The organism is Paenibacillus sp. FSL W8-0919, from assembly GCF_038003785.1.
GTDB classification, from domain to species: Bacteria; Bacillota; Bacilli; order Paenibacillales; family Paenibacillaceae; genus Paenibacillus_AQ; species Paenibacillus_AQ lactis.
This window is the reverse complement of sequence record NZ_JBBOPV010000001.1, coordinates 4235873-4257403: the sequence shown is the minus strand read 5'-3', so window position 1 is coordinate 4257403 and position 21531 is coordinate 4235873. Positions and strand designations below refer to the sequence as shown.

General features: G+C 52.6%; 17 protein-coding genes and 3 riboswitches. Of the genes, 9 read left to right on the top strand and 8 right to left on the bottom strand.

All coding sequences use genetic code 11. The features are described from left to right. Nucleotides 1-40: 40 nt before the first annotated feature. A complete protein-coding gene (locus NST44_RS19300; protein WP_340900419.1) occupies nt 41-1231 on the bottom strand; it encodes an NAD(P)/FAD-dependent oxidoreductase in 1191 nt (396 codons plus the stop codon). A 318-nt stretch (nt 1232-1549) separates the two neighbouring features. On the opposite strand from NST44_RS19300, the gene NST44_RS19295 reads away from it, so the two are divergent. Next, the gene (locus NST44_RS19295) at nt 1550-2101 is read left to right on the top strand and encodes a hypothetical protein (RefSeq protein WP_340900418.1); all 552 of its coding nucleotides are present in this window, start codon (nt 1550-1552) and stop codon (nt 2099-2101) included. Nucleotides 2102-2194: 93 nt separating this feature from the next. On the opposite strand, the gene NST44_RS19290 is transcribed toward NST44_RS19295, so the two are convergent. Both NST44_RS19290 and NST44_RS19285 read right to left on the bottom strand, forming a co-directional pair. After that, nucleotides 2195-2842, bottom strand: a complete 648-nt coding sequence (locus tag NST44_RS19290) for a hypothetical protein (RefSeq protein WP_340900417.1) — start codon at nt 2840-2842, stop codon at nt 2195-2197. Continuing rightward, nucleotides 2842-4281: an aminotransferase-like domain-containing protein gene (locus NST44_RS19285; protein ID WP_340900416.1), complete on the bottom strand. Its 1440-nt coding sequence runs from the start codon at nt 4279-4281 to the stop codon at nt 2842-2844. The genes NST44_RS19290 and NST44_RS19285 overlap by 1 nt, the downstream gene beginning before the upstream one ends. Nucleotides 4282-4389: 108 nt before the next feature. Between NST44_RS19285 and NST44_RS19280 the strand changes: the two genes are divergently transcribed. Beyond that, entirely contained in the window at nt 4390-5307 is a 918-nt protein-coding gene (locus NST44_RS19280) for a DMT family transporter (protein ID WP_340900415.1), read from the top strand. Between the two features lie 144 nt (nt 5308-5451). Here the strand turns inward: NST44_RS19280 and gcvH are convergent, their stop codons facing one another. Then, complete coding sequence (gene gcvH, locus NST44_RS19275; protein ID WP_007130076.1) at nt 5452-5841, bottom strand: glycine cleavage system protein GcvH; 390 nt, start codon at nt 5839-5841, stop codon at nt 5452-5454. A gap of 172 nt (nt 5842-6013) precedes the next feature. After that, a riboswitch (glycine riboswitch) is annotated at nt 6014-6138 on the bottom strand. 313 nt (nt 6139-6451) lie between these two features. Further along, a riboswitch (glycine riboswitch) is annotated at nt 6452-6561 on the top strand. 3 nt (nt 6562-6564) lie between these two features. Continuing rightward, nucleotides 6565-6675, top strand: a riboswitch (glycine riboswitch). Nucleotides 6676-6786: 111 nt separating this feature from the next. On the opposite strand from gcvH, the gene gcvT reads away from it, so the two are divergent. The 3 genes from gcvT to gcvPB are packed head-to-tail and all read left to right on the top strand — an operon-like array spanning nt 6787 to nt 10705. Beyond that, nucleotides 6787-7905, top strand: coding sequence for a glycine cleavage system aminomethyltransferase GcvT (gene gcvT, locus NST44_RS19270; RefSeq protein ID WP_340900414.1), 1119 nt, complete (start codon nt 6787-6789; stop codon nt 7903-7905). Further along, the gene (gene gcvPA / locus NST44_RS19265; RefSeq protein ID WP_007130078.1) at nt 7902-9251 is read left to right on the top strand and encodes an aminomethyl-transferring glycine dehydrogenase subunit GcvPA; all 1350 of its coding nucleotides are present in this window, start codon (nt 7902-7904) and stop codon (nt 9249-9251) included. The genes gcvT and gcvPA overlap by 4 nt, the downstream gene beginning before the upstream one ends. After that, nucleotides 9248-10705, top strand: coding sequence for an aminomethyl-transferring glycine dehydrogenase subunit GcvPB (gcvPB, locus tag NST44_RS19260; RefSeq protein ID WP_340900413.1), 1458 nt, complete (start codon nt 9248-9250; stop codon nt 10703-10705). The genes gcvPA and gcvPB overlap by 4 nt, the downstream gene beginning before the upstream one ends. A 245-nt stretch (nt 10706-10950) precedes the next feature. On the opposite strand, the gene NST44_RS19255 is transcribed toward gcvPB, so the two are convergent. Continuing rightward, on the bottom strand, nt 10951-12567 hold the full coding sequence (locus tag NST44_RS19255) for a YcdB/YcdC domain-containing protein (protein WP_340900412.1): 1617 nt from the start codon (nt 12565-12567) through the stop codon (nt 10951-10953). A gap of 123 nt (nt 12568-12690) precedes the next feature. On the opposite strand from NST44_RS19255, the gene NST44_RS19250 reads away from it, so the two are divergent. After that, nucleotides 12691-13485 (top strand): arylamine N-acetyltransferase family protein, encoded by a 795-nt coding sequence (locus NST44_RS19250; protein ID WP_007130081.1) that lies wholly within the window; start codon nt 12691-12693, stop codon nt 13483-13485. 178 nt (nt 13486-13663) lie between these two features. Here NST44_RS19250 and NST44_RS19245 read toward each other — a convergent pair whose 3' ends face one another. Then, nucleotides 13664-14143, bottom strand: coding sequence for a nucleoside deaminase (locus tag NST44_RS19245; RefSeq protein WP_144878859.1), 480 nt, complete (start codon nt 14141-14143; stop codon nt 13664-13666). Between the two features lie 298 nt (nt 14144-14441). Between NST44_RS19245 and NST44_RS19240 the strand changes: the two genes are divergently transcribed. The 3 genes from NST44_RS19240 (at nt 14442) to NST44_RS19230 (ending at nt 17591) form a co-directional block, all read left to right on the top strand. After that, nucleotides 14442-14771, top strand: coding sequence for a hypothetical protein (locus NST44_RS19240; RefSeq protein ID WP_340900411.1), 330 nt, complete (start codon nt 14442-14444; stop codon nt 14769-14771). A gap of 80 nt (nt 14772-14851) precedes the next feature. Further along, nucleotides 14852-16558: an ABC transporter ATP-binding protein gene (locus NST44_RS19235; protein WP_340900410.1), complete on the top strand. Its 1707-nt coding sequence runs from the start codon at nt 14852-14854 to the stop codon at nt 16556-16558. Nucleotides 16559-16739: 181 nt separating this feature from the next. After that, nucleotides 16740-17591 (top strand): chemotaxis protein, encoded by an 852-nt coding sequence (locus tag NST44_RS19230; protein ID WP_340900409.1) that lies wholly within the window; start codon nt 16740-16742, stop codon nt 17589-17591. A gap of 160 nt (nt 17592-17751) precedes the next feature. Here NST44_RS19230 and NST44_RS19225 read toward each other — a convergent pair whose 3' ends face one another. Then, nucleotides 17752-19626: an ABC transporter ATP-binding protein gene (locus tag NST44_RS19225; protein ID WP_340900408.1), complete on the bottom strand. Its 1875-nt coding sequence runs from the start codon at nt 19624-19626 to the stop codon at nt 17752-17754. Next, nucleotides 19623-21410 (bottom strand): ABC transporter ATP-binding protein, encoded by a 1788-nt coding sequence (locus tag NST44_RS19220; protein WP_340900407.1) that lies wholly within the window; start codon nt 21408-21410, stop codon nt 19623-19625. Before NST44_RS19220 ends, NST44_RS19225 begins: the two co-directional genes overlap by 4 nt. Nucleotides 21411-21531: the final 121 nt, after the last annotated feature.

The window sequence follows — 21531 nt, the reverse complement described above, 5'->3', positions numbered from 1 at the left end:
GGGTATCCTCATTCCTTTAGATTGTTATAGTCGCTGTCGGTTAACGAACCATGCTGGCATGATTCCACATGAACGTCTTCACTTTGTAAGCGAGCTTGCCGGTGATCATGATATCGATTCCCCAGGTCCGGCTCCATACCAATCCGTGACCGGGGCCGAGCCCGACCGTGTAGCCTTGCGAAACGCCGCGATGCCTCTCGGCGTTTGCGCCCTGCCCGGATAAATCAGCCTTGATGATTCTGCCTAACCGGGTTGCCTGTGGAATGGCCTCCTTGCATGTCATCCGATCTGCTTCGCCGGTAACGGGATCTACGATATGGGCACAATCGCCAATACTGTACACGCCGGGTGCCCCCTGAACACGGTAGCTTTCATCCACGATGATTCGGCCGTCCCCGGTCAGGGGAAGCCCCAGGCTGCGAGCGATTGGATTCGGAGCAAGCCCAAGCGTCCACACGGTAAATCCGACCGGCAGCGAATCCCCGTCAGATAACCGCAAGCGGCCCTGTTCCTCACTCACCGCTCTTGTCCGGTGATGAAGCATAATCCCTAGGTTTTGCAAATAGCGCTCTAGCCGATGACCCACCTTTGCTGGTCCCTCCATAAACAGTCGTTCCTGGGTATTCAGCAAATGGACGCGGATGTTGTGAGGATCGAGCCGAAGTGCCGCAGCTTCCTTTCTCATGGCGAACGCCAGCTCCGCCGAGGTTTCAATTCCGGTGATTCCGGCTCCCGCTACCGCTGCACTCATCAGGCGAAGCTTCTCTGCTCCATCCGCCATCGTGGCGGCAAGCTTCAGATTGGCCATCCAATGCTCCCGGATGCGCGCTGCTGCATTCGGTCCGGTCAGCGCATATCCTCCTTGCTCCGGATTCGGCATCCGGACGATGCTGCCAACGGATACGACGAGGACATCATAATCGAGTGTATGGCTGATCCCCGCCCGATCCTGATAACGAAGCGATTTATGGTCTTTATCGATGCCCGTCACGGCTCCTTGCAATACCTCCGTTCCTTCAGGGACGATCCGCTCCCACGGCACGTGTATCGGCTCCCCGGTAGCTGCCGGACGGAACAGCAGCACCTTGCGGACATGCGCAGGCGCTTTATCCAGCAAAATGAGTCGGAGCTTCCCTCCGTTTGATAGTTCCGCATGGGCTTTGTGAATCGCTTTGAGTGCGTGAATGCCGGCAAAGCCGCCGCCTACAACGATACAAGTCAGATTTTTCATATACCCCATCTCCCTTATCAGCGCGTATTTGCACATGTAACGAGGAGGGAGCGATTTTTGTGACACCGCTTCGGAACAATCGATGGGACATTTCGGCTACCAAGGTTTTAAAATCTATTGTATTTCAAAGACCATATACTGGTAGTAATTGTGTATAGAAAAATCCTCGTTCAATGTGATACCCTTACATCTGTTGATTTTAAGAGAGGAATCTTGATCGAAAAAATTCCGCACTGATTAAACAATGAAGAGTATCATCAAGAAGTAATGACTCTTTGACTATAAATAAAGAGTTCAAAAGAAGGAGACCATTTGTAATTGAAGGAGCGCATGTTAGCTTATCGAAGAAAAAAACATTCTAAAATCATCATAATTGTTGCCGTATTCATTATCTTTTTATCTATCGTCCTTCTGATTATCAAAAGTAATGCTAAAAAAAGAATCGAAGTGACGTCGAGTTATTATGCCAGTTTCGTTTCGAGTGTACAAACGTTAGATAAGATGCTTGCTCAAACTTCTGGCGCTAAAGCAGATGAGATTGCTATTAAGATGTTAGACGTGTATACAACCGTTATTTTTGTGAACGATCGACTTGATTTGTTAGAGGATAACGCTCATGGTTTTTTGGGATTAGAAGTTCTTAAGAACGATTTTTCCGCATTTAAATATACTTTTGCATCCATTGTAAGAAGCTGCATTGAAGATAGAGACGGATTGGAATCAGAAATACATTTGAAAGTGGCGAAACATATCCATTTATTCTCTATTAATTTACCGAGAAATTACGAGAATTCTAATGATTTTTACAACCAGTTTCGTAGAGCAGCAGAGCATATTAAGCCGTTACCTAACATTCCATTCGAAAAATAATCCTACCATCTGCCAAGCGAACTTCACTGTATTTTACTACAAACTTAGAAGATAATCTGTCCTTGAAAAGCGGTGGGTCTGCTTTCTTTATCATCATCTTACTTGCGCCCGGGCTTGTCTCAGGAACTTGATCGTTATCTCGGAATCCCATACTTGATTGTTGTTCATACCGCCCAATATAGTGCTTTTTTCTGCAGGTACGTCCGGAACATTTACTTCTTTCCCGTTGATATGGGCCACAAGAAACCTGACGTTACCGTCTTTAATTAATGCCGGACTCGTGGTTTCGTGATTTACAGAAAGAGAACCCTTCATGATGTCCAGTGATTTATCCAGTCTCGAAGCATCTCCCCCAGCCATTACCACCCTGAAGCCGGCATTATGCCTCTCGATGCTTAGAAATGATTTTCCAGCATCACCAGAGTATACAATAAATTCATATTGGCCTGTCGGCTTTGAGAGATCCATTAAACTGTCAGTAACACGGTCGAACTTGTTGGCATCAAAAAAATGAACTTCAAATCCAGGCCCAAGCGTTACGGAATTGACCTCTTCTTCATTTTTATAACCATAGCCGGCCGGATCCTCCAGGATCAATTTCTTAAATTCCTCAAGTCCGGCACCTTCTGCATAGTGCTGGATGTCTTCTGGAATACCGGCAACGTCATTATCTGTTGACCACAATCCGAAGCAAATGACTGCACTTAGAAGGGCAAGTACAACGTATTTTAAATGCCTCATCACATAACCTCCCGATGAGCAGCGGCGATTAAACGTCCCACTCCTTCCTCCATCCGGTTCTCGGGGATAAACGAATAGCTAAGCCGAATCCACGAGTCCATAGCATCAAGCGGGTCGCAGATGCGGCCGGGCACAAAGGCCACGGACGCTTGCAGGCACCGCTGCAGCAGTGCATCCGCCGATAACGTCTCGGGCAGTTGCACCCACAGATTCAAGCCCCCGCCCGGACTATTCCATTTCCAGCCGGTCGGAGCAAGCAGCGCCTCCATTTTCTCCTTGCGCAGCTCCAGCGCCGTGCGCAGCTTCGCCACATGATTCTGAAGACGGCTGGAGAAGAAGTACTGCTGAAATATTTTTTGTGTCAATAACGGCGTGCCGTTATCGGACAGCGCTTTGACGGGAACGATCGCCTGCATCATTTCGGGACGTGCGGCAAGCACGGAGATCCGGAGCCCCGGTGCAACATATTTGCTAAAACTGCGAATGTGGATGACGTAGCCTTCGGTATCATAGTAGAACATCGGCGCCGGCGGCATCGCTCCGAAATACATATCATGGTACACCTCGTCCTCCACCAGAATGCACGCGTAGCGCTCGGCCATCTCGACCAACTGCTTCCGCTGAGGCACGGGGACCGTGTAACCCGTAGGGTTCTGGAAGGTAGGGTTCATATAGAACAACGATGGCTTCTCATCCCGCATGAGCTGCTCGAGCCGGTCAAGGTCATAGCCCATTGGCGTAATCTCAACTGGAACGATCTTCACGTTTTGCTGGACGAACACATCAATCGCCGGACTGTACGTCGGCCGTTCGATCAATATGGTGTCCCCGCTTTTCACGAATGCACGGGATATCAAGTCTATTGCTTGCTGCGAGCCCGTCGTGATCATCAGCTCCTCGGGATGCAGCGATATGCCTTGCTTTTGCATGAAATAATGCGTTAATTCTTCGCGCAGCTCCGGATCTCCCTTCACCGAGGAATAAGTGCTCAAAACTCTCGGGTACTTATCAAACACTTGCTTCACATGGTTTGACAAAAAGGCGTTCGGCAGCAGATTGGGATTGATCAGCGCCTCCGACATTTGATATTCCACCGGGATGCGATGGATGTCCGACAACCGGCTGCGATGGATATACTGCGATTTGGCACGATATGTCCATGCTTGTTCCTTACGATTGATTCCTGCCGGTCCTTGGCTTGCAGGCGCCACGAAATAACCGGATTTGTACTTGGATACAACAACGCCCTCATCCTGCAGCCGTTGATACGCCTTCAGGACCGTCAATCGGTGCACTTGCATTTCCTCGGCCAACTGCCGGACAGACGGGAGCCGCTCATGCTCCCCCCACTTTCCGGATTGAATCCCCTCAATGATGACGTCATAAACCGACTGATGAAGCGTCCGCTTTCCTGATCCTGCTTCCCAGGACGATTGCACCCGCACCCTCTCCTTCTCCGATCGCAATGTAGTTTGGCAATCTGTTCTATTCCTTGCCGATCTGTTCTATTAGCTTCCTATTATAGTATACAAAAAGGAGGAGGAACCATGATTATTTTCAACTATTTGCTGATGTGCGCCATATTCAGCACAACATTTCTCGTCATCAAGATCGGCGTCGAGGCCGGACTTCCGCCGTTCTTCTCGGCGGGATTACGATTTTTACTCGCAGGTGCGCTCCTCTTCCTCTGGATGCATTGGAAGCGTAAAGCCAGTCTGCGCCTGCTCCTGCGCAAGGAATTCATCCTGATCGGGATGACCAGCACGTTTACGACCTTCGCCACGCTGTACTGGGCGGAGCAGCATGTCGATTCAGGGCTCGCCGCTATTTTGTCCGCCACGGGACCGATGATGATCCTGATCATCCAAGCCGTATTCTTGGGAAAACGAAGCAGCCGCAGCGACTACATAGGCTGTATCATCGGCTTCATGGGTGTCTGTCTGCTTATCATGCCGAAGCTGGTGCTGGAGCATGAAGGCGTATGGATCTTCAGCTGCATCCTGATTCTTATCGGCGAAGCCGCATACGCTGTCGGAAGCCTGGCAACGCGCAAGCTGACCTTTGATCTGTCTGATGTGTCGCCGATCACCCTAAATGCAGTGCAGATGCTCTACGGAGGGGCCGCATTGCTCCTGTTATCGTTGTTCACGGAGCAAGTGACGATGGAGCAGCTGCAATCCTGGCCGGCTGCCGGTTCGATCTTGTACTTGATGGCCGTCGGCTCCATGCTCGCGCACAGCCTGTATGCCTGGCTGCTAAAAGCAACGAATGCTTACTTTCCATCGACGTGGCTCTTCATATCCCCGATGGTCGCATTGGGGCTCGGGGCACTGCTGTACGGAGAACACGTAACGAGCTCCTCCATTCTGGGCAGTATTCTGGTTCTGTTCGGGATTATCCTGATGCAGTGGCGGGGCATCCGCTCCCGCCTGCAGACACGTAAACACGGAACGTCATCGGTATAGGATGAGGGTGTGAAGGCGGCAACTCCACATTTGCGTGACAAAAAAAACAGCTGCGTCGCTCGTAAGTCTTGTTACGAACGCGCAGCTGTTTTTTTGAATGTCCTGTCCACCATCTATATGGACCCTTAGCTTGCATCACTTCATTTAATCGACCTTCGCACGATACGCATCAGCGCTCAGCAGCTTCCCAAGCGCTTCCTCCACATCGCCGTCCACCTCAACCTCGACGAGCCAACCGCCTTCATATGGTTCGCCGTTCACCAGCTCCGGCTGATCCTCAAGCGTTTCGTTGATCTTCGTAATTTTGCCGGAAACCGGACAATACAGCTCCGATACGGTTTTAACCGACTCAATTGTGCCGATGCTGTCCCCTGCGCTCACGATCGTACCCGGCTCAGGCAGCTCTACGAATACGATATCGCCAAGCTGGCACTGCGCATGATCGGAAATGCCGACGCGCACTACATTGCCGTCCACCTTCAAAGCCCATTCATGATCGTCGCTGTACACCAAGTTCTCTCTGATTTCGCTCATTACGGATACACCCTTTACTTTTGGATTCATAATGAAGTGAATATATAAAAAAAAGGACGAAAAAAAAGGCCTTCGCCTTCTCTCTGTCCTCGGTACCTGAGAGTTTATGACGGACTGTCAGATTGATTGTCCCGTCTTTCCCCTTGGGTGGCTTGCGCACTCTCCAGAGCTGCGTCAGATGGCGGTACTTTTACCTGAGAGATTATTCGTTAGCCCGGCGGGGTTAACGGGTTGCTCCTTCGGTGCCGCTTAAGGCTGCTTACGCCTGATCTTGCGGTCTCTCCCATCCATCGTCATCCGCTTATTCGGTTGGATGATTCTCCCACAGAATAAATCAGGGCTTATCGTTGTGTCAAGATATCTGACAGAATTTTATTATACTCACGATGATGCAAATTTGAATTCAGCTGCCACCGGAACCATATAGACGAACTAACCTGTTCCCCTCTATATGTTGCAAATTTATAGTTTCCCTTGGGATTATTGCAAAATCCTTCAAACTTCGCATTCAAAACTTAATTTAATGGTTGACACGTTATGGAGAATGCCGTTTATAATAATCAGAAGAACGACACAGGTTAGATAACAACTTCATAACAAGATACGGCGAATGATGGTAGCGGGAGAGATTACCGGTCAGACCCGCTTGACTGGTAACGCCGAAGGAGTAAGCCGCTTGCTTGCGGTGAATCTCTCAGGCAAAAGGACCTTTACCGGACGCACCTCTGGAGAGCATTCTACAATGTAGAATCACCCACGGGGAAACTCACACGAGCTCTACATAACGACAAACTTCATGAGATGTGGGGTAACTCTCAGGTACAAAGGACAGAGCAGAAGATCGAAGAAACGAACGTGCTGGTTTTAGCGCGTTTTGTTAGCTTCCCTTCTGCCTGTCCTTTTTTGATGTTCCACGCGTTTCTACCAATCTGAAGAGGTGAAGAGATGAGTTCATTACTGCGCACACCGCTTTACCCGCTTTACTCCGATTTCCCTTCTGTCCGCTGCATCGATTTCGGCGGCTGGGAGCTGCCCGTGCAATTTACCGGCATCGTTCAAGAGCATGAAGCCGTTCGCAAGCATGCCGGACTGTTCGATGTGTCACATATGGGCGAATTTTTCGTTGCCGGTCCGGATGCCGAGGCTTTTCTCCAGACGCTGACGACAAACGACGTGACCCGGCTATCGGTCGGCCAGGCCCAATATACTTTGCTGTGCAACGACAACGGCGGGGTTGTGGATGATCTTCTCGTCTATAAGCTGGCTGACGAACGCTACATGCTCGTTGTCAATGCATCGAATATCGACAAAGATTTTGCTTGGCTTCATGATCAACGTTTCGGTGACATCGAGCTCCGTAACGCATCCGCGGAGACGGCACTGATCGCGCTGCAGGGTCCTGCAGCCGAAGCGATCATATCGGCAGCCGTACCGGAAGCTGAAACACTCCAATCCCTTCCTTCCTTTCACTTCATTCAGCATGTTAACGTATTTGGTTCCAAGGCCCTCGTCTCCCGGACCGGTTACACCGGAGAGGATGGTTATGAAATATACTGCACCGCAAACGAAGCTCCGGCCATTTGGAGAGGCCTCCTTGACGCAGGTCAAGCGCATGGCTTAGTCCCCGCAGGTCTCGGCGCTCGAGACACGCTCCGTTTCGAAGCCAAGCTGCCGCTTTACGGGCAGGAGCTTTCGGCAGATATATCGCCGCTGGAAGCCGGCCTCGGATTTTTCGTCAAGCTGGATAAAGGCGATTTTATTGGACGTGAAGCACTGCTTCGGCAAAAAACAGAGGGTATTCCCCGCAAGCTTGTCGGCATCGAAATGATCGACCGCGGCATCCCTCGTTCTCACTATACCGTTCATGACGGAAACGGTGATCCGATCGGTGAAGTTACGAGCGGAACGCAATCCCCTACGCTGAAACGCAGCCTGGGACTTGCGCTTATCGACAGCGCCCATGCAGCGCTTGAATCCGAGGTGTGGGTTGAAATCCGCGGGAAGAAGCTAAAGGCCAAAGTCGTCAAAACCCCATTCTACAAAAGAGGAGCTGCCTTAACATGAAGCATCGTTATTTGCCTATGACCGATCAGGATCAAGCCGAGATGCTTGCCGTGATCGGCGCGAAGTCGATCGAGGATCTGTTTGCCGACATCCCTGCGGCCATCCGTTATGACGGCGTCCTGCCCATGTCGGAAAGAATGAGCGAACCTGAGCTGCTGAAGCATATGCGCGCCCTTTCGGACCGCAATGCCGACTTTGACCGATACGCCAGCTTTCTGGGCGCCGGCTTGTACGATCACCATATTCCGGTCGTGCTGAACCACGTCATTTCCCGCTCGGAATTCTATACGGCCTACACGCCGTATCAGCCGGAGATCAGCCAAGGCGAGCTGCAGGCCATATTCGAATTTCAATCCTATATCTGCGAGCTGACCGGCATGAAAGTGGCGAATGCCAGCATGTATGACGGCTCCACCGCGCTTGCCGAAGCTGCGGCTCTTGCCAGCGGCGCCACGAAACGAAAAAAAATCATCGTTTCCCGCGCCGTGCATCCGGAGGCACGCGAGATTCTGCTCACGTCTGCCCATGGCTTGAATCTGGAGGTGATCGAGATCGGGTGCGAGAACGGCGTGACCGACCAAGAGGCGCTTGCTGCCGCAATCACGGACGAAACGGCCGCCGTCCTCCTCCAGTCGCCGAATTTCTTCGGATGCATCGAAGATGTGAAGGCCATCGAGCCTAAGGTTCACCAGCATAAAGCGCTGCTCGTCATGAGCGTGAATCCGCTCTCGCTAGGCTTGCTGGAATCGCCGGGCGTCATCGGGGCCGATATCGTTGTCGGCGATGCCCAGCCGCTCGGCATCCCGGCCTCTCTCGGCGGGCCGACGTGCGGATTCTTCGCGGTCTCCGAGCCGCTCATGCGCCGCATTCCCGGACGGATTGTCGGCCAGACCGTCGACAAGGACGGCAAGCGCGGATTCGTATTGACGCTGCAAGCACGCGAGCAGCATATCCGCCGGGAGAAAGCGACGTCCAATATTTGCTCCAACCAGGCGCTTCTCGCTCTCTGCGCTTCGGTATACATGTCCACGATGGGGAAAGCGGGGATGCAGGAAGCCGCACTCTTGAATGTGCGCAAATCCCACTATGCAGCGGATCGTGCTGCCAAAGGTTCACTCTCCCTTCCGTTCAGCGCGCCGTTCTTCAACGAATTCGTGGTGAAGCTGCCGGAAGGTACGAACATTGACGCCGTTAACCGGAAGCTGCTTGCGGCCGGGTTTATCGGCGGATACGATCTCGGAACCGCCTACCCCGAGCTGCAAGGGTGCATGCTGATCGCCGTTACCGAACGGCGGACGAAGGAAGAAATCGACCGATTTATCGATGAATTGGAGGCGATCGTATGAAACCGGAAAAAGCATTGATATTTGAACTCAGCAAGCCGGGCCGTGTCGCCTATTCGCTCCCCGAATGCGACGTACCGGAGACGGATGCAGCCTCATTGATTCCGGAGCATCTGCTTCGCAGCCAGCCTGCCGAGCTGCCGGAGGTCTATGAGGTCGATGTCATCCGTCATTATACCGAGCTGTCGCGACGAAACTTCGGCATCGATAACGGCTTCTATCCGCTCGGCTCTTGTACGATGAAATACAATCCGAAAATTAATGAGGACGTGGCCCGTTTCGGCGGTTTTGCCAAGATCCACCCCTACCAGCCGGAAGAAAGCATCCAAGGCGCGCTGGAGCTTCTTTACACGCTGCAGCATGATTTGGCCGCGCTGACCGGCATGGATCAGGTTACGCTTCAGCCCGCTGCCGGCGCCCACGGGGAGTGGACGGGTCTGATGCTGATCCGTGCATACCACGAAAGCCGCGGCGAGAAGCGCACAAAAGTCATCGTTCCCGATTCCTCCCACGGCACGAATCCTGCCAGCGCTACCGTTGCCGGCTATGAGACCATTACGATAAAATCCAACGAGCGCGGCATGGTCGATCTTGAGGCGCTGCGCGCAGTCGTAGGCGAAGATACCGCAGCGCTGATGCTGACCAATCCAAGCACCCTCGGCCTGTTCGAGGAGCAGATCGTGGAAATCGCCGAAATCGTGCACGAAGCAGGCGGCCTGCTCTACTATGACGGAGCCAACTCCAACGCGATCATGGGCATTACGCGTCCGGGTGATATGGGTTTTGACGTCGTTCACCTCAATCTGCATAAAACGATGAGCACCCCGCACGGCGGCGGCGGTCCCGGCGCAGGTCCTGTCGGCGTCAAGAGCAAGCTGATTCCGTTCCTGCCGAAGCCGGTCGTCTCCAAACGGGATGACGGCACGTATTATTGGGACTACGACCGTCCGGAATCCATCGGGCGGGTTAAAGCGTTCTACGGCAACTTCGGCATACTTGTTCGCGCTTATACGTATATCCGAACCTATGGTCCGGAAGGATTGCGACGTGTATCCGAGCTGGCCGTCCTCAATGCGAATTATATGATGCATCGTCTGGCGCCTTATTACGAGGTTGCTTACCCGGGCCTCTGCAAGCATGAATTCGTGCTGTCCGGCAGGAAGCTGAAGGAGTATGGCGTTCGGACGCTGGACGTCGCCAAGCGTTTGCTGGATTTCGGCTACCATCCGCCGACCATCTACTTCCCGCTGAACGTTGAGGAGTGCATCATGATCGAGCCGACGGAGACGGAAAGCAAGGAAACGCTTGACGGCTTCATCGATACGATGATCCAAATCGCCAAGGAGGCACAGACCGATCCGGAGCTGGTTAAGAACGCGCCGCACACCACCGTCGTAAAGCGCCTTGACGAAACGACGGCTGCACGCAAACCGGTACTGAATTGTTCGTGCGGTTAATTGGGGCTGCATCAGAAAGGAAACGAGCATGAAACTCTTCGGCATCCCGCCGCAGCTTCCATCCTGATTGCGGGAAGGTAGCGACAGGCCAGCCGCAGCTCACAGCCAACCTGTATATGCATGATTAAAGGGATCCCATACGCCGACATTGCGGCGCATGGGATCCCTTATTGGGTAACGTTAGTTTTTTCTTCCATCATATTATGAAGTTCTGTGGCTCAAAGCTCCGGCTCAATGTGCAGACATTAAGATTTCATATCCAGCCTCCAGATCAGCTCTCCTGATACCGCATCGACATACTGCAGTGTGGCCGCCTTTTCTGTTCCGTCCAAGGAGTTGCTCCGCTTCACAGCAGGCTCATAGATCAGCCGATAGCGTCCCGAATTGTCATCTCCGTCTAAGTACCAACGCATCGACACCTCCAGCTGCTCCTCCACTTTCCGCGCTGCCTCTTCTTCACTGATCTTCGCGATAAAGTTGTTCTGTTCAAGCTCCCGAATCTTCTCCATGGACACGCCGCGATACATTAAAACTTCACCGGTGATGCTGCATATGCTGATCGTCACGCTCTCTAGGCGCACACGGTAGGGTCCGATAAACATCGGCAAATGGAAAAACTCCCGTTCCGGGTCCTTCTCTTCTTGCTGATCGAGCTCCAATTGCAAATAATTGATATACTCGGGAAAGCACTGATGAAGGAATTGCTGTGCTTTCTCCCAGCACTCCGCGCGGGTAAACGATGGTTTCTTCCTCTTCATGCGATCCGGTTTCACTCTAGTGTAATAACTAACGAGCTGGCCCGTGGATTTCTCGATTTGGAGCGTATGCGATGCTTTTAACCTGTTAAGAGCCTGCCCCCATCTTCTTGACATATATCCGTCCACGGAGAGCGGCTCCTCTTGGGCGCCGCTAGTCCGCTCTTCCGCTGACTCCCGCTCAGTATAGAAGAGATACAATTGTTCACCGTCATCCTTGCGCTCCCCTAAAGCATATAACGAAGAATCAATTCCCAAGACGGTCTCCCAATAACGCTGGGCTGCGTTCCAATCATTGAAATCCATGTTGTTTATCGAAACATTCCCACGATATCCCGCTGACTTGTCCGGTTTCATCGGATCATCCTGAACGTTAGGTCCGCTCCTGTTGAACTCGCTGATGGGGCGGGTCGGCGGATACAGCGCATGCAGAAGATCTTGCAAAGGCTCGCCGGACACCGCATCATACTTACGATGAATCGTAACCGGCTCATAAACGAGACGATGCTCCATCGTGTCCGCTGTCGTTTCATTATCGCCCGGATACAATGCAGCAATGACGGGAACCAAGCACAGCTCCTGTATCATTGTTCGTCTTGCCGTATCGGGGCTTATCCTCTCGGCAGGCCATTCCGGCAACCTCATCGCCGAGGACGCTTCCTTCCGGTAACGAACCACCCGCAAGTCCCGGTTTATACGCAGCGTACATCCGGTATCCGGCAATTCCAGTCCGCCCACTTCCATTCTGTATTCGACGGTGTACTCGTTATGGATATCGTCGATGCGGACCCGGGTGAACTGTTCACAGCCCGGCAGATGTTGCTTCACAAAAGCATTAGCCGCAGCTCTTACAGCCTTCGTAGAGACTTCGCTGACATCCGCCTCCTCCTTCTCGGTTCGGATATAGAGACTCATCAAATCTCCGGTTTCAAGAGATAGCGAGACTTCGATATTATTGTCTTCGCTGTGCGGATCCTCCCATATGTACGTACGCTCCCTCGGTGCTTCGCCCTTTGGTGTATTATCTGCCATGGCGAGCCGATAATGCTCGGGGATATTGACAACCGCCTTGGCTGAAGCCAGCAGTGTCGAGTCGTCAAGAGCCATGGTTAAGCCTCCCTTCGATTCCTTTTTTCCATGGGTCTTCATTTCCATCCTTCAAGAATAGTATATAATGAGAAATATCTTGGATCGATCAAGCTCAAAAATTAATAGAGATGCGGTGATACCTTGAACACAACAACGGAAACCCTCAGCGTTACAAAATATTTGGAACGAATCGGCTATTCCGGTCCGATCGTCGAGAGCGCCTACATGCTAGCCAGGCTGCAGGAGCAGCATGTGCATTCGGTTCCCTATGAGAACCTGGATATCCTGGCAAATATTCCGCTTTCCCTCGAGATCCCGGCGCTCTACGATAAAATCGTGAATCGGCGTCGCGGAGGATTTTGCTTCGAACTCAACGCACTATTCGGGTGGCTGCTGCAAGAGCTTGGGTTTGAAGTAACCCATTATTTCGGACGATTTTGGCAAGGCGAATCGCATACGCCTCCGAAAAGGCGGCATCAGGTTCTGCAGGTAACCATCGGGGAGCAGCGTTTTATCGCTGATGTAGGCGTAGGTGGAGCAGGTCCCCGTCAGCCGCTGGAGCTGGTTGACGGTCTCGAACAGGTGCAGGGCGACGAGACCTATCGCCTTCGGGCAAATACCGATTACGGCTGGATGCTGGAGCAGCAGAAGCATGGTGGCTGGGAGTCCGTCTTCTCCTTCACCGAAGAACCCAATCTGCCGCAAGACTTCATCACTACATCCTATTGGTGCGAGCATGCCCCCGATTCGCCGTTCAACAAATTCGCAAGAATCTCCATGCGGACAGCAGAAGGCCGAAACACCGTAGAAGGCGAGGAGTTCCGGATTTTTACGAGCGGCGGGGTCCACACCTTCAAGCCGAGGTCTGAACAGGAGTTTGAGGATGCGCTGTATACCTATTTTGGAATCAAGGTCCCTGAGCAATTAAAGCAATAAGCCTGCGTATGCGGTAAACTCCATGGTTCAAACTTAGAGTTTATAAACTGCGGCAAGCCACGATAAACCGGGTTCCCTTAGGGAGCCCGGTTATTATTGTTATTTAAGGCTGTTTAAAATCGCACATCAAACGATGAAAAAATAGGCTCGCATGGGAGCAGACGCTGCAATCGCAACGTTAATATTCGATTTTTCGCTCGGCAGAAGACCATGCTTGAAAAGGCAGCAAGTAATCAGCCGGTTGAAGCAATCTCATCGGGATGGAACGCTGATCCATAGGCTTTTCGATTTCTTCGTAGATGAAATGATCGTCAAAGCCGATATTGGCAGCGTCCTTCTTCGTGCTTGCATAATAAACCGCATCCGGTCTGGACCAATAAATAGCTCCAAGACACATCGGGCAAGGCTCGCAGCTGGTGTAGATCACGCATCCGGTCAGCTGGAAGCTCTGAAGATGATTACAGGCTTCGCGAATCGCCTGAACTTCAGCATGCGCCGTCGGATCGTTTAATGTTGTGACGAGATTTCGCCCTTTGCCAATCACCTTGCCATCCTTGACCACAATCGCTCCGAACGGGCCTCCTTCGGCTTGCTGCACGTTACGAAAGGCTTCGTCAATCGCCATCTTCATCCAATACTCATGGCCGCATAACGTCATCTTAAAACCGCTCCCTTCTCGCTTCATGATTTCAACAAGTCTGTACCATTTTATTTTTCCAAGCATTTTTTCCACTGGACATATGCCACTCAAAATATCATAACACATCCTATTTGAATCACCATAATATTTCCAGATCATGAGACAATCCATGCGGTTAGGGTCAGGGGTACGGCGAAATTTTCGGTTGACGATATGTATACATACGTATACAATCAAATTTAATAGTATACAAATGTATACATACGGCGATTTGAATGTTATACATTTGGATAGGATCATTCAGGAGGTGAGCGGAATGAGACACGAAGACCCCATCGACAAGATCCCGCATCGAGAAGATTTCGAAGCTAACCAACGACGCGGGGGACGGCATAATCGGCACCGTGATGACCGGAGCCACTCGGGCAGGGAGCACGGCAGGGCCCAGACCTTCCGTCGAGGACGCGCGCTGGCATTTCTGGACCAGTTATACGTGAAGCGGGACACGCTAAAGCGGCAGGTAAACGATCCCGATTTTGTAGCGATTCGTCAAGTCGTGAGCGGGGAATTAAAAGCGGTGGATCAGATCATTCAGGAGTATATCCAGGCTTTCGATCTTCATGAGTCGCAAGGAGCGGAGGAATGAAGTTCAGCGGCGTGATGCATGCCTTTTCTGTTCGTTAAGAATACCTGCATATTACATATGACTTGGGAGTGTGATTGGATTTGATACGAAGGTTTTTCTCTTATTATCGTCCCTATAAGGGCCTATTCATCCTTGATTTTACGTGCGCGGTTATCGCCGGATTGCTGGAGCTGGCTTTTCCGCTCGCCGTCAGCAAGTTTATTGACGACCTGCTGCCCGGGCAGAACTGGCCCCTGATTCTGATCGCTTGTCTGGTGCTGCTGTCCATTTATGCGCTGAATACGGCGCTTCAATATATCGTGACCTATTGGGGGCATATGCTCGGCGTGAACATCGAAACCGATATGCGCGCTAAAATGTTCTCCCATATCCAGAAGCTGTCCTTCCGTTTCTTCGACAACAACAAGACCGGCCATCTAATGGGACGTGTGACGAATGACCTGAATGACATTGGCGAAGTTGCCCATCACGGACCGGAGGATGTATTCATCGCCGTCATGACGCTGCTCGGCTCGTTCTCTCTGATGGCATACATCAATTTGGAGCTGGCGCTGATCACGTTCATCATCGTCCCGCTGATGGCTTGGCTCATCATTAAATTCGGGGGACGAATGACGACAACCTACCGTCAATTGTTCCGGGATGTAGGGAATTTCAATGCCCGTATCGAAGACAACGTTGGCGGCATCCGCGTCGTTCAGTCCTTTGCCAATGAGGAGCATGAGAAACAGCTGTTCGAGGTGGAGAACAAGCAGTTCCGTGCCACCAAGCTGCTTGCCTACAAAACGATGGCAAAGAGCACGTCCGTCAGTTACATGTTAATGCGGCTGATTACCGTGTTTGTCATGATTTGCGGTGCATGGTTCTTTATCCAAGGAAAAATCGAGATGGGCGAATTTATGGCGTTCCTCCTGCTCTCCAATATTTTTTTCCGGCCGATTGAGAAGATCAACGCCGTGATCGAGAGTTATCCGAAAGGGATTGCTGGCTTCAAACGGTATTTGGAGATTATGGATACCGAGCCGGAAATCGCGGATGCGCCTGATGCCATCTCCCTCAAGTCCGTGCGCGGAGATATCCGATTCGAGGGCGTCACCTTCGGGTATGAGCCGAACCGGCCGATCCTGAACAACGTCAGCCTCTCCATCCGTGCGGGAGAAACGGTCGCTTTCGTCGGTCCATCCGGCGCAGGCAAGACGACCATATGCAGCCTATTGCCGCGCTTCTACGAAGTGGACCATGGCCGAATTACCGTCGACGGCATCGATATCCGGAACATTAAGCTGCACAGTCTTCGCAAACACATCGGCATCGTCCAGCAGGACGTGTTCCTGTTCTCAGGCTCGATCCGCGAAAATATCGCTTATGGCGATCTGTCCGCGACAGACGAGCAGATCTGGGAAGCCGCACGCCGGGCTTCGCTGGACGATCTGATCCGCAGCCTGCCGGAAGGCATGGACACGATTATCGGCGAACGGGGCGTGAAGCTGTCCGGCGGACAGAAGCAGCGCTTGTCGATTGCCAGAATGTTTTTGAAAAATCCTCCGATCCTCATCCTGGACGAAGCCACCTCCGCCCTGGACACGGAAACGGAAGCCCAAATCCAAAAGTCGCTTTCCGAATTGTCCGTCGGAAGAACGACGCTCGTTATCGCGCACCGGCTGACAACGATCCAAAACGCTGACCGCATCATTGTCGTTAATAAAGATGGAATTGCCGAACAAGGCACACATCAGGAATTGATTCGATCGGGCGGCGCGTACAGCAGGCTGCATCAATTAAACTAGTCCGGTACCCTGATTGCCGGCAAGATGAGGACGGATCTCGCTTGGAGCGTGGGATCCGTCCTCTTTTTGCGTTATTTTTCCGAAATCTACCCTATCTACCTATTTACTAAGGTCTGCACATCGATTATAAATGATAAAATGATATCAAACGCGTTTATCCGATAAGGGGGCTGCAGTTGCGATGAGACCGAAAATTGCAGTGATTATTGTGCACGGATTGGGTAAGCAGAAGAAAAACTATGCCGATAAGTTCAAGAAGCAAATAAGAGAGGCTTTTGCTAGAGCCTCCGGCCAATCCCCTGATCAGCTGGAGATCGAAGCCGTTCACTGGGCGGATGTATTTGCCGGCAGAGAAGCGGAATTGGAACAGAATATCATCACCCCCTACCGGCTGCGATACCGCCGCCTTCGACGGTATGTGCTTCATAACCTGGCCGATGCCGTTGCCTACCAGCCGGTCGACTCCGAATCCCAAAACTATGACGCCGTTCATATGACCATCAGCCAAGCGCTGCACAGATTAACCGCTTCAGCCGGACCGACCGCCCCGTTATGCGTAATTGCCCACAGCTTGGGCGCCGTTATCGCGAGCAATTTCTTCTATGACCTTCAGCACTCGTCCCGCGGGCATAAGCTTGTAATTGATCCCGCTTCTCCACTGGAAAGAGGGGACACCCTCTCCCTCTTCTATTCTCTTGGCACGACATTACCGCTTTGGAGCCTGCGATACGGTGATTTTGACCGTCCGATCCGCGTCCCCTCCGATCGGCTTAGGGACTATCACGGCAGCCTTGACGGCGAATGGGTCAACTTCTATGACAAGGATGATATCCTTGGGTATCCGCTTAAAGGCGTAGATCCCGCTTACCGGGATGCCGTACGCGAAGATGTCGCCGTTAATGTCGGCGTCTGGTGGAAGAGCTGGAACCCCCTGTGCCACAGCGGATACTTTGCAAGCCGCACCATTCATGAATACATCGCGGATAAGCTGACCTCGGTCATGCGCAACATGGCACCTTATCCATCAGACTAATTCAACATTGGTTTGTGCTGGACCATCCATAATAAAATCCCCTTTCAAGCTAGAAACCGGATCATGATGTTTGACGCCGGCATCGCTAAAGGGGATTTTTCTTTTTGGGTAATTCCAGGGCCAAAGGGTGCTTGGAAACACTATCGGCCATGATCGGCCATCAAGTGCCGGTTTCTTCGCCATACCACAGCTGCCGGAAGCTTTCGCTCGAGCGCAGCAGCTCTTCGGCTGTTCCTTCCGCCTCGATCACTCCCCCGTTCAGGACGATAATATGATCTGCATGATTCAAGGCCGCCCTTCGATGGGATACAACAAGGCAGGTAGCTCCTCTGCGTTCGCGGAACAGTCGTTCCCACAGCTTGCGCTCCGTCTCGACATCCAGCGCACTGGATAGATCATCGAAGACATAGAGTTCTGCATCGCGGACAAGCATCCGCGCAGCAGCGGTACGCTGTGCCTGCCCGCCGGAAAGCTTTACGCCCCGAGGACCGACCATCGTCTCAAGTCCGTCCTGCAGGTGCTTAATATCCTCCTCCATCACCGCAGCATGCAGCGCACGATCCAGACTTCCGGGCTGCTCCTCGATTCCAAGCAGGATATTGTTCCTCAGCTTATCGCTGTACAGCCTAGGAATTTGCGCCGTATAGGCACTTTGCGGCGGAATGAAAAAATCCGCAGGATTATCGATCCGCTCTCCATTCCAGCGGATATCGCCGGCTTCGGCCGGAAGCAGGCCGAGCAGCGTCCGGACGAGCGTGGTTTTGCCGCTACCGATCATACCGGTTACAACCGTAAATGACCCCCGGGTCAGATTAAGGCTGACGTTCTCGATGCCGCGGCCGGTCTCAGGATAACGGTAGGTCAGCCCTCTCGCTTCAAGCTGTTGAAGCGGCGGTGCATAGATCATCAGAGGCTTCGGGTTCAAGCTTGATTCGGTCTCTTCAACTTGTGGGGCGCCGCCTATGGCTCTTTCTTCGGTAAGAGACTGCTCTCCGTCAGGGTCCCCTGCTCGTCTGCGCTCGGGCTGATGCTTGGTCTTGGTCCGACCAATGCCGATATAATTGGCTGCTGTCAGCAAGGTCGCGGGTGCGCCTTGAAGCATCGATACCATTCGCTTGAAGCTGACCCCCATCTGCTTGTAGTAGGTCATAAAGTTGCCGACATTAGAGATGAGTTGAGTGACAAACGTTAAATAATAGACGAATAAGGACAAGTCCCCTACGGTAAATTCGCCGTTGCGCATTTTATAGCTGGCCAGCACAAGAATCAGGCCGGTGCCCAAATTAACGGAATTGGTGAAGACGGAAGACAGTGCCTCTGTCAGCAGCTTATCCTTGACCATCGATTGGCGGCGATTCTCGCTGAGTCTTACAAAACGGTCAACGACGCGCTTCTCCGCCCCTGCCACCTGGATCGCTTGAACGTTCGCGAACATTTCGCTGATGGCGCCGGTAACTTTGGCTGTCGACTCGCGGCTGGCCGCCCTGTATTTCTGGATCCTTGCCGTTGCAATCTGGGCAGCCGTTACGACCAGAATTAAGGGAACGAACACCAATACGGTGAGCTGAAGATCGATCGAGATCAATATCCAGCTGGCGACAATGACAAAGCCGATCAGCCCTAATGTATCAACGGACCAGCTCGTTGCCTCTTCCGCCTGATCAACATCGTCACGGAAATTGCTTATCGCTTCGCCCGGCGAGCAAGGAATCGCCCGTGCGCCCGGCTCCTTCAGCACATGAGCGAGCATATTGCGCCGGATCAAGGTGGCGATCCGGAACCGAAAATGAACGTCAGTCATGAAGCCGCCGAAGATTAGCGCGATCCTCGCCAGCGCCGCTCCTATCAGGAGCACCGCGATGGCCCAGACGCCATACGGAAATTCGTACGTGCCTTCCAAATGATCGAAGAAGGCTTTCGTTAGCAGCCCCGGGAGGAGCGGAGCCATATGGATCAGCGACCATGCAAGTAAATTCAGCAGGTATAAACCCGGACGGTAAAGCAACAGCCGCCAGAAAAAATGCCTCGTTTTCATACCAGTACCTCCTCCGCGCCCACCGCAAGCATTCGGCTGAATCGCGATGTCGGATTCGCGGCAAGCTCTGCCCTTGCCCCGCACTCGATCGTCCGCCCGTTCTCAAGGATGAGAATTCGGTCCGCCCGCTGCACGGTGGCCAGGCGGTGAGCAATGATAATGCAAGTCTTCTCCCGTAGAAGCTTCGTGATTGCCGCCTCGATCCGATGCTCCGTCAACGGGTCAAGCCGAGAAGAAGCTTCGTCAAGAATAACGAGGCCCGGATCGGTCAGGAACACGCGGGCGAACGCCAGCAGCTGGGCTTCGCCCGCGGACAAGCTGCCTCCCCCGGACGCCAGGCTCGTATTAAGCCCTTCCGGTAAGGATGCAAGCCACGCCCCCAGTCCGAGCTCTTCCAATACTGAATAAATGCGCTGATCGGGAATCCGATCATCGAACAGCGTTAAATTATCGCGGACCGTTCCTTCAAGGATCTCGATATTTTGCGTCACCATCGCGACCTTCCGCCTCAGCTCTTGCAGCTTGCAGGCGCGAATATCTGCTCCCGCCAGCTCGATGCTTCCCTGCTGCGGATCGTAGAACCGCAGCAGAAGCCGGGCGATCGTGGTTTTACCGCTGCCGGTCCGTCCCAATAAACCAAGCGTTTGCCCCGGCTCCAGTCGCAGGTTCAGCCTATCGAGCGTAGGCAGGCCATCCGCTTCGTATGAAAACGTCAAATCACGGAATTCAACCGACAACGGACCGGCAGGCAGCGGCGCTCCCGGACCGTCCTTGATAAGCGGCTCCGTAGCCAGCAACTCCCGTACCCGCATGAGGCTCGCGTCTGCCTTTTGCAGGTCCTCGAGCTGGGTCCGGATTTTCTCGATCGGCTTCGCCAGCAGCTCCGTATAGTAGAACACCAGGTAGATGGAACCGATGGTCAGCCCTCCTTGCCCGTTTTTCCATAGCAAAGCGCAGACGACAAAGGCAGCCGCATTGCCAAGCGCAAACACGAGAATCGTTGTACTCCACATCAGAAAAAATCCGATGAAAGCCCTCACCCGGACCGGCAGCATCCTCCTCGCCAGTTCGAAAAAGCGGTTCATGACATAACCCGCCGCCCCGTTGGCCCGGGTATCCTCCGTTCCTTCAAGATGCTCCCCGATGAAGCCGTAGAAATCCGCATTCAGCTCCCGCCACCGTTTCCAGACAGGTATGGCAAACCTGCGTATGTATTGGATGACATAAATACTGCCGATCACAAACGCTGTCATGACCAGGCCGATCCAGAAGCTCTCCCGGAACAAGAGAACCAGGATGCCGATCATTAACAGCAGATTGCCGAACAGGTGGATGATAAAGCTGGAGAAAAAATTGGCGAGCGCATTGACATCGCCGTCCACCCGTTCGATCAGCGAGCCTGACGTCTGCGTCTTATGGAAGCTCATATCCAGCGACAAGCAGTGCTCCGCCAGCTCGGCGCGCAGCTTGTTGGTGGTCGTCCAGCCCAAATTCTCGCTGAAATAAGCGGCTGCAACCGATACGCCCTGCTGCAGGAGTGAAAAGCCAATAAAAAAGCCCGCAGCGTAATACAATGCCGTCAGGCTTCCTTCGCCTTGAGCCGTATCAATAAAATAGCGGATGATCTGCGGGTTGATCAGCTGCAGTCCGATCGACAGTACCAACAGCACGGCAAGGCTCGCAAGCATTTTTTTATGAGGCAGCACATACCTGACCAGCATTTCCTTGTACATCCCGAGACTTGTCGTCCTTCGCTTCGTCCGGAATAACCGGTCCGTTCGCATATGTTCCAATCTCCTTCCCCTTGTTGGATCTTTGAAGCCCCGGATCACCTAGTTCTCCTTGTTAAACCGTAATAACAGCAGCCGCTGACGATTCATATCACCGTTAACTCAGTGTCACTGA

Coding starts and splice junctions, on each gene's coding strand:
- NST44_RS19300 (WP_340900419.1), bottom strand. CDS start 1,231: ATGAAAAATCTGACTTGTATCGTTGTAGGCGGCGGCTTTGCCGGCATT.
- NST44_RS19290 (WP_340900417.1), bottom strand. CDS start 2,842: ATGAGGCATTTAAAATACGTTGTACTTGCCCTTCTAAGTGCAGTCATT.
- NST44_RS19280 (WP_340900415.1), top strand. CDS start 4,390: ATGATTATTTTCAACTATTTGCTGATGTGCGCCATATTCAGCACAACA.
- gcvH (WP_007130076.1), bottom strand. CDS start 5,841: ATGAGCGAAATCAGAGAGAACTTGGTGTACAGCGACGATCATGAATGG.
- gcvT (WP_340900414.1), top strand. CDS start 6,787: ATGAGTTCATTACTGCGCACACCGCTTTACCCGCTTTACTCCGATTTC.
- gcvPA (WP_007130078.1), top strand. CDS start 7,902: ATGAAGCATCGTTATTTGCCTATGACCGATCAGGATCAAGCCGAGATG.
- gcvPB (WP_340900413.1), top strand. CDS start 9,248: ATGAAACCGGAAAAAGCATTGATATTTGAACTCAGCAAGCCGGGCCGT.
- NST44_RS19255 (WP_340900412.1), bottom strand. CDS start 12,567: ATGGCTCTTGACGACTCGACACTGCTGGCTTCAGCCAAGGCGGTTGTC.
- NST44_RS19245 (WP_144878859.1), bottom strand. CDS start 14,143: ATGACGTTATGCGGCCATGAGTATTGGATGAAGATGGCGATTGACGAA.
- NST44_RS19240 (WP_340900411.1), top strand. CDS start 14,442: ATGAGACACGAAGACCCCATCGACAAGATCCCGCATCGAGAAGATTTC.
- NST44_RS19230 (WP_340900409.1), top strand. CDS start 16,740: ATGAGACCGAAAATTGCAGTGATTATTGTGCACGGATTGGGTAAGCAG.
- NST44_RS19225 (WP_340900408.1), bottom strand. CDS start 19,626: ATGAAAACGAGGCATTTTTTCTGGCGGCTGTTGCTTTACCGTCCGGGT.
- NST44_RS19220 (WP_340900407.1), bottom strand. CDS start 21,410: ATGCGAACGGACCGGTTATTCCGGACGAAGCGAAGGACGACAAGTCTC.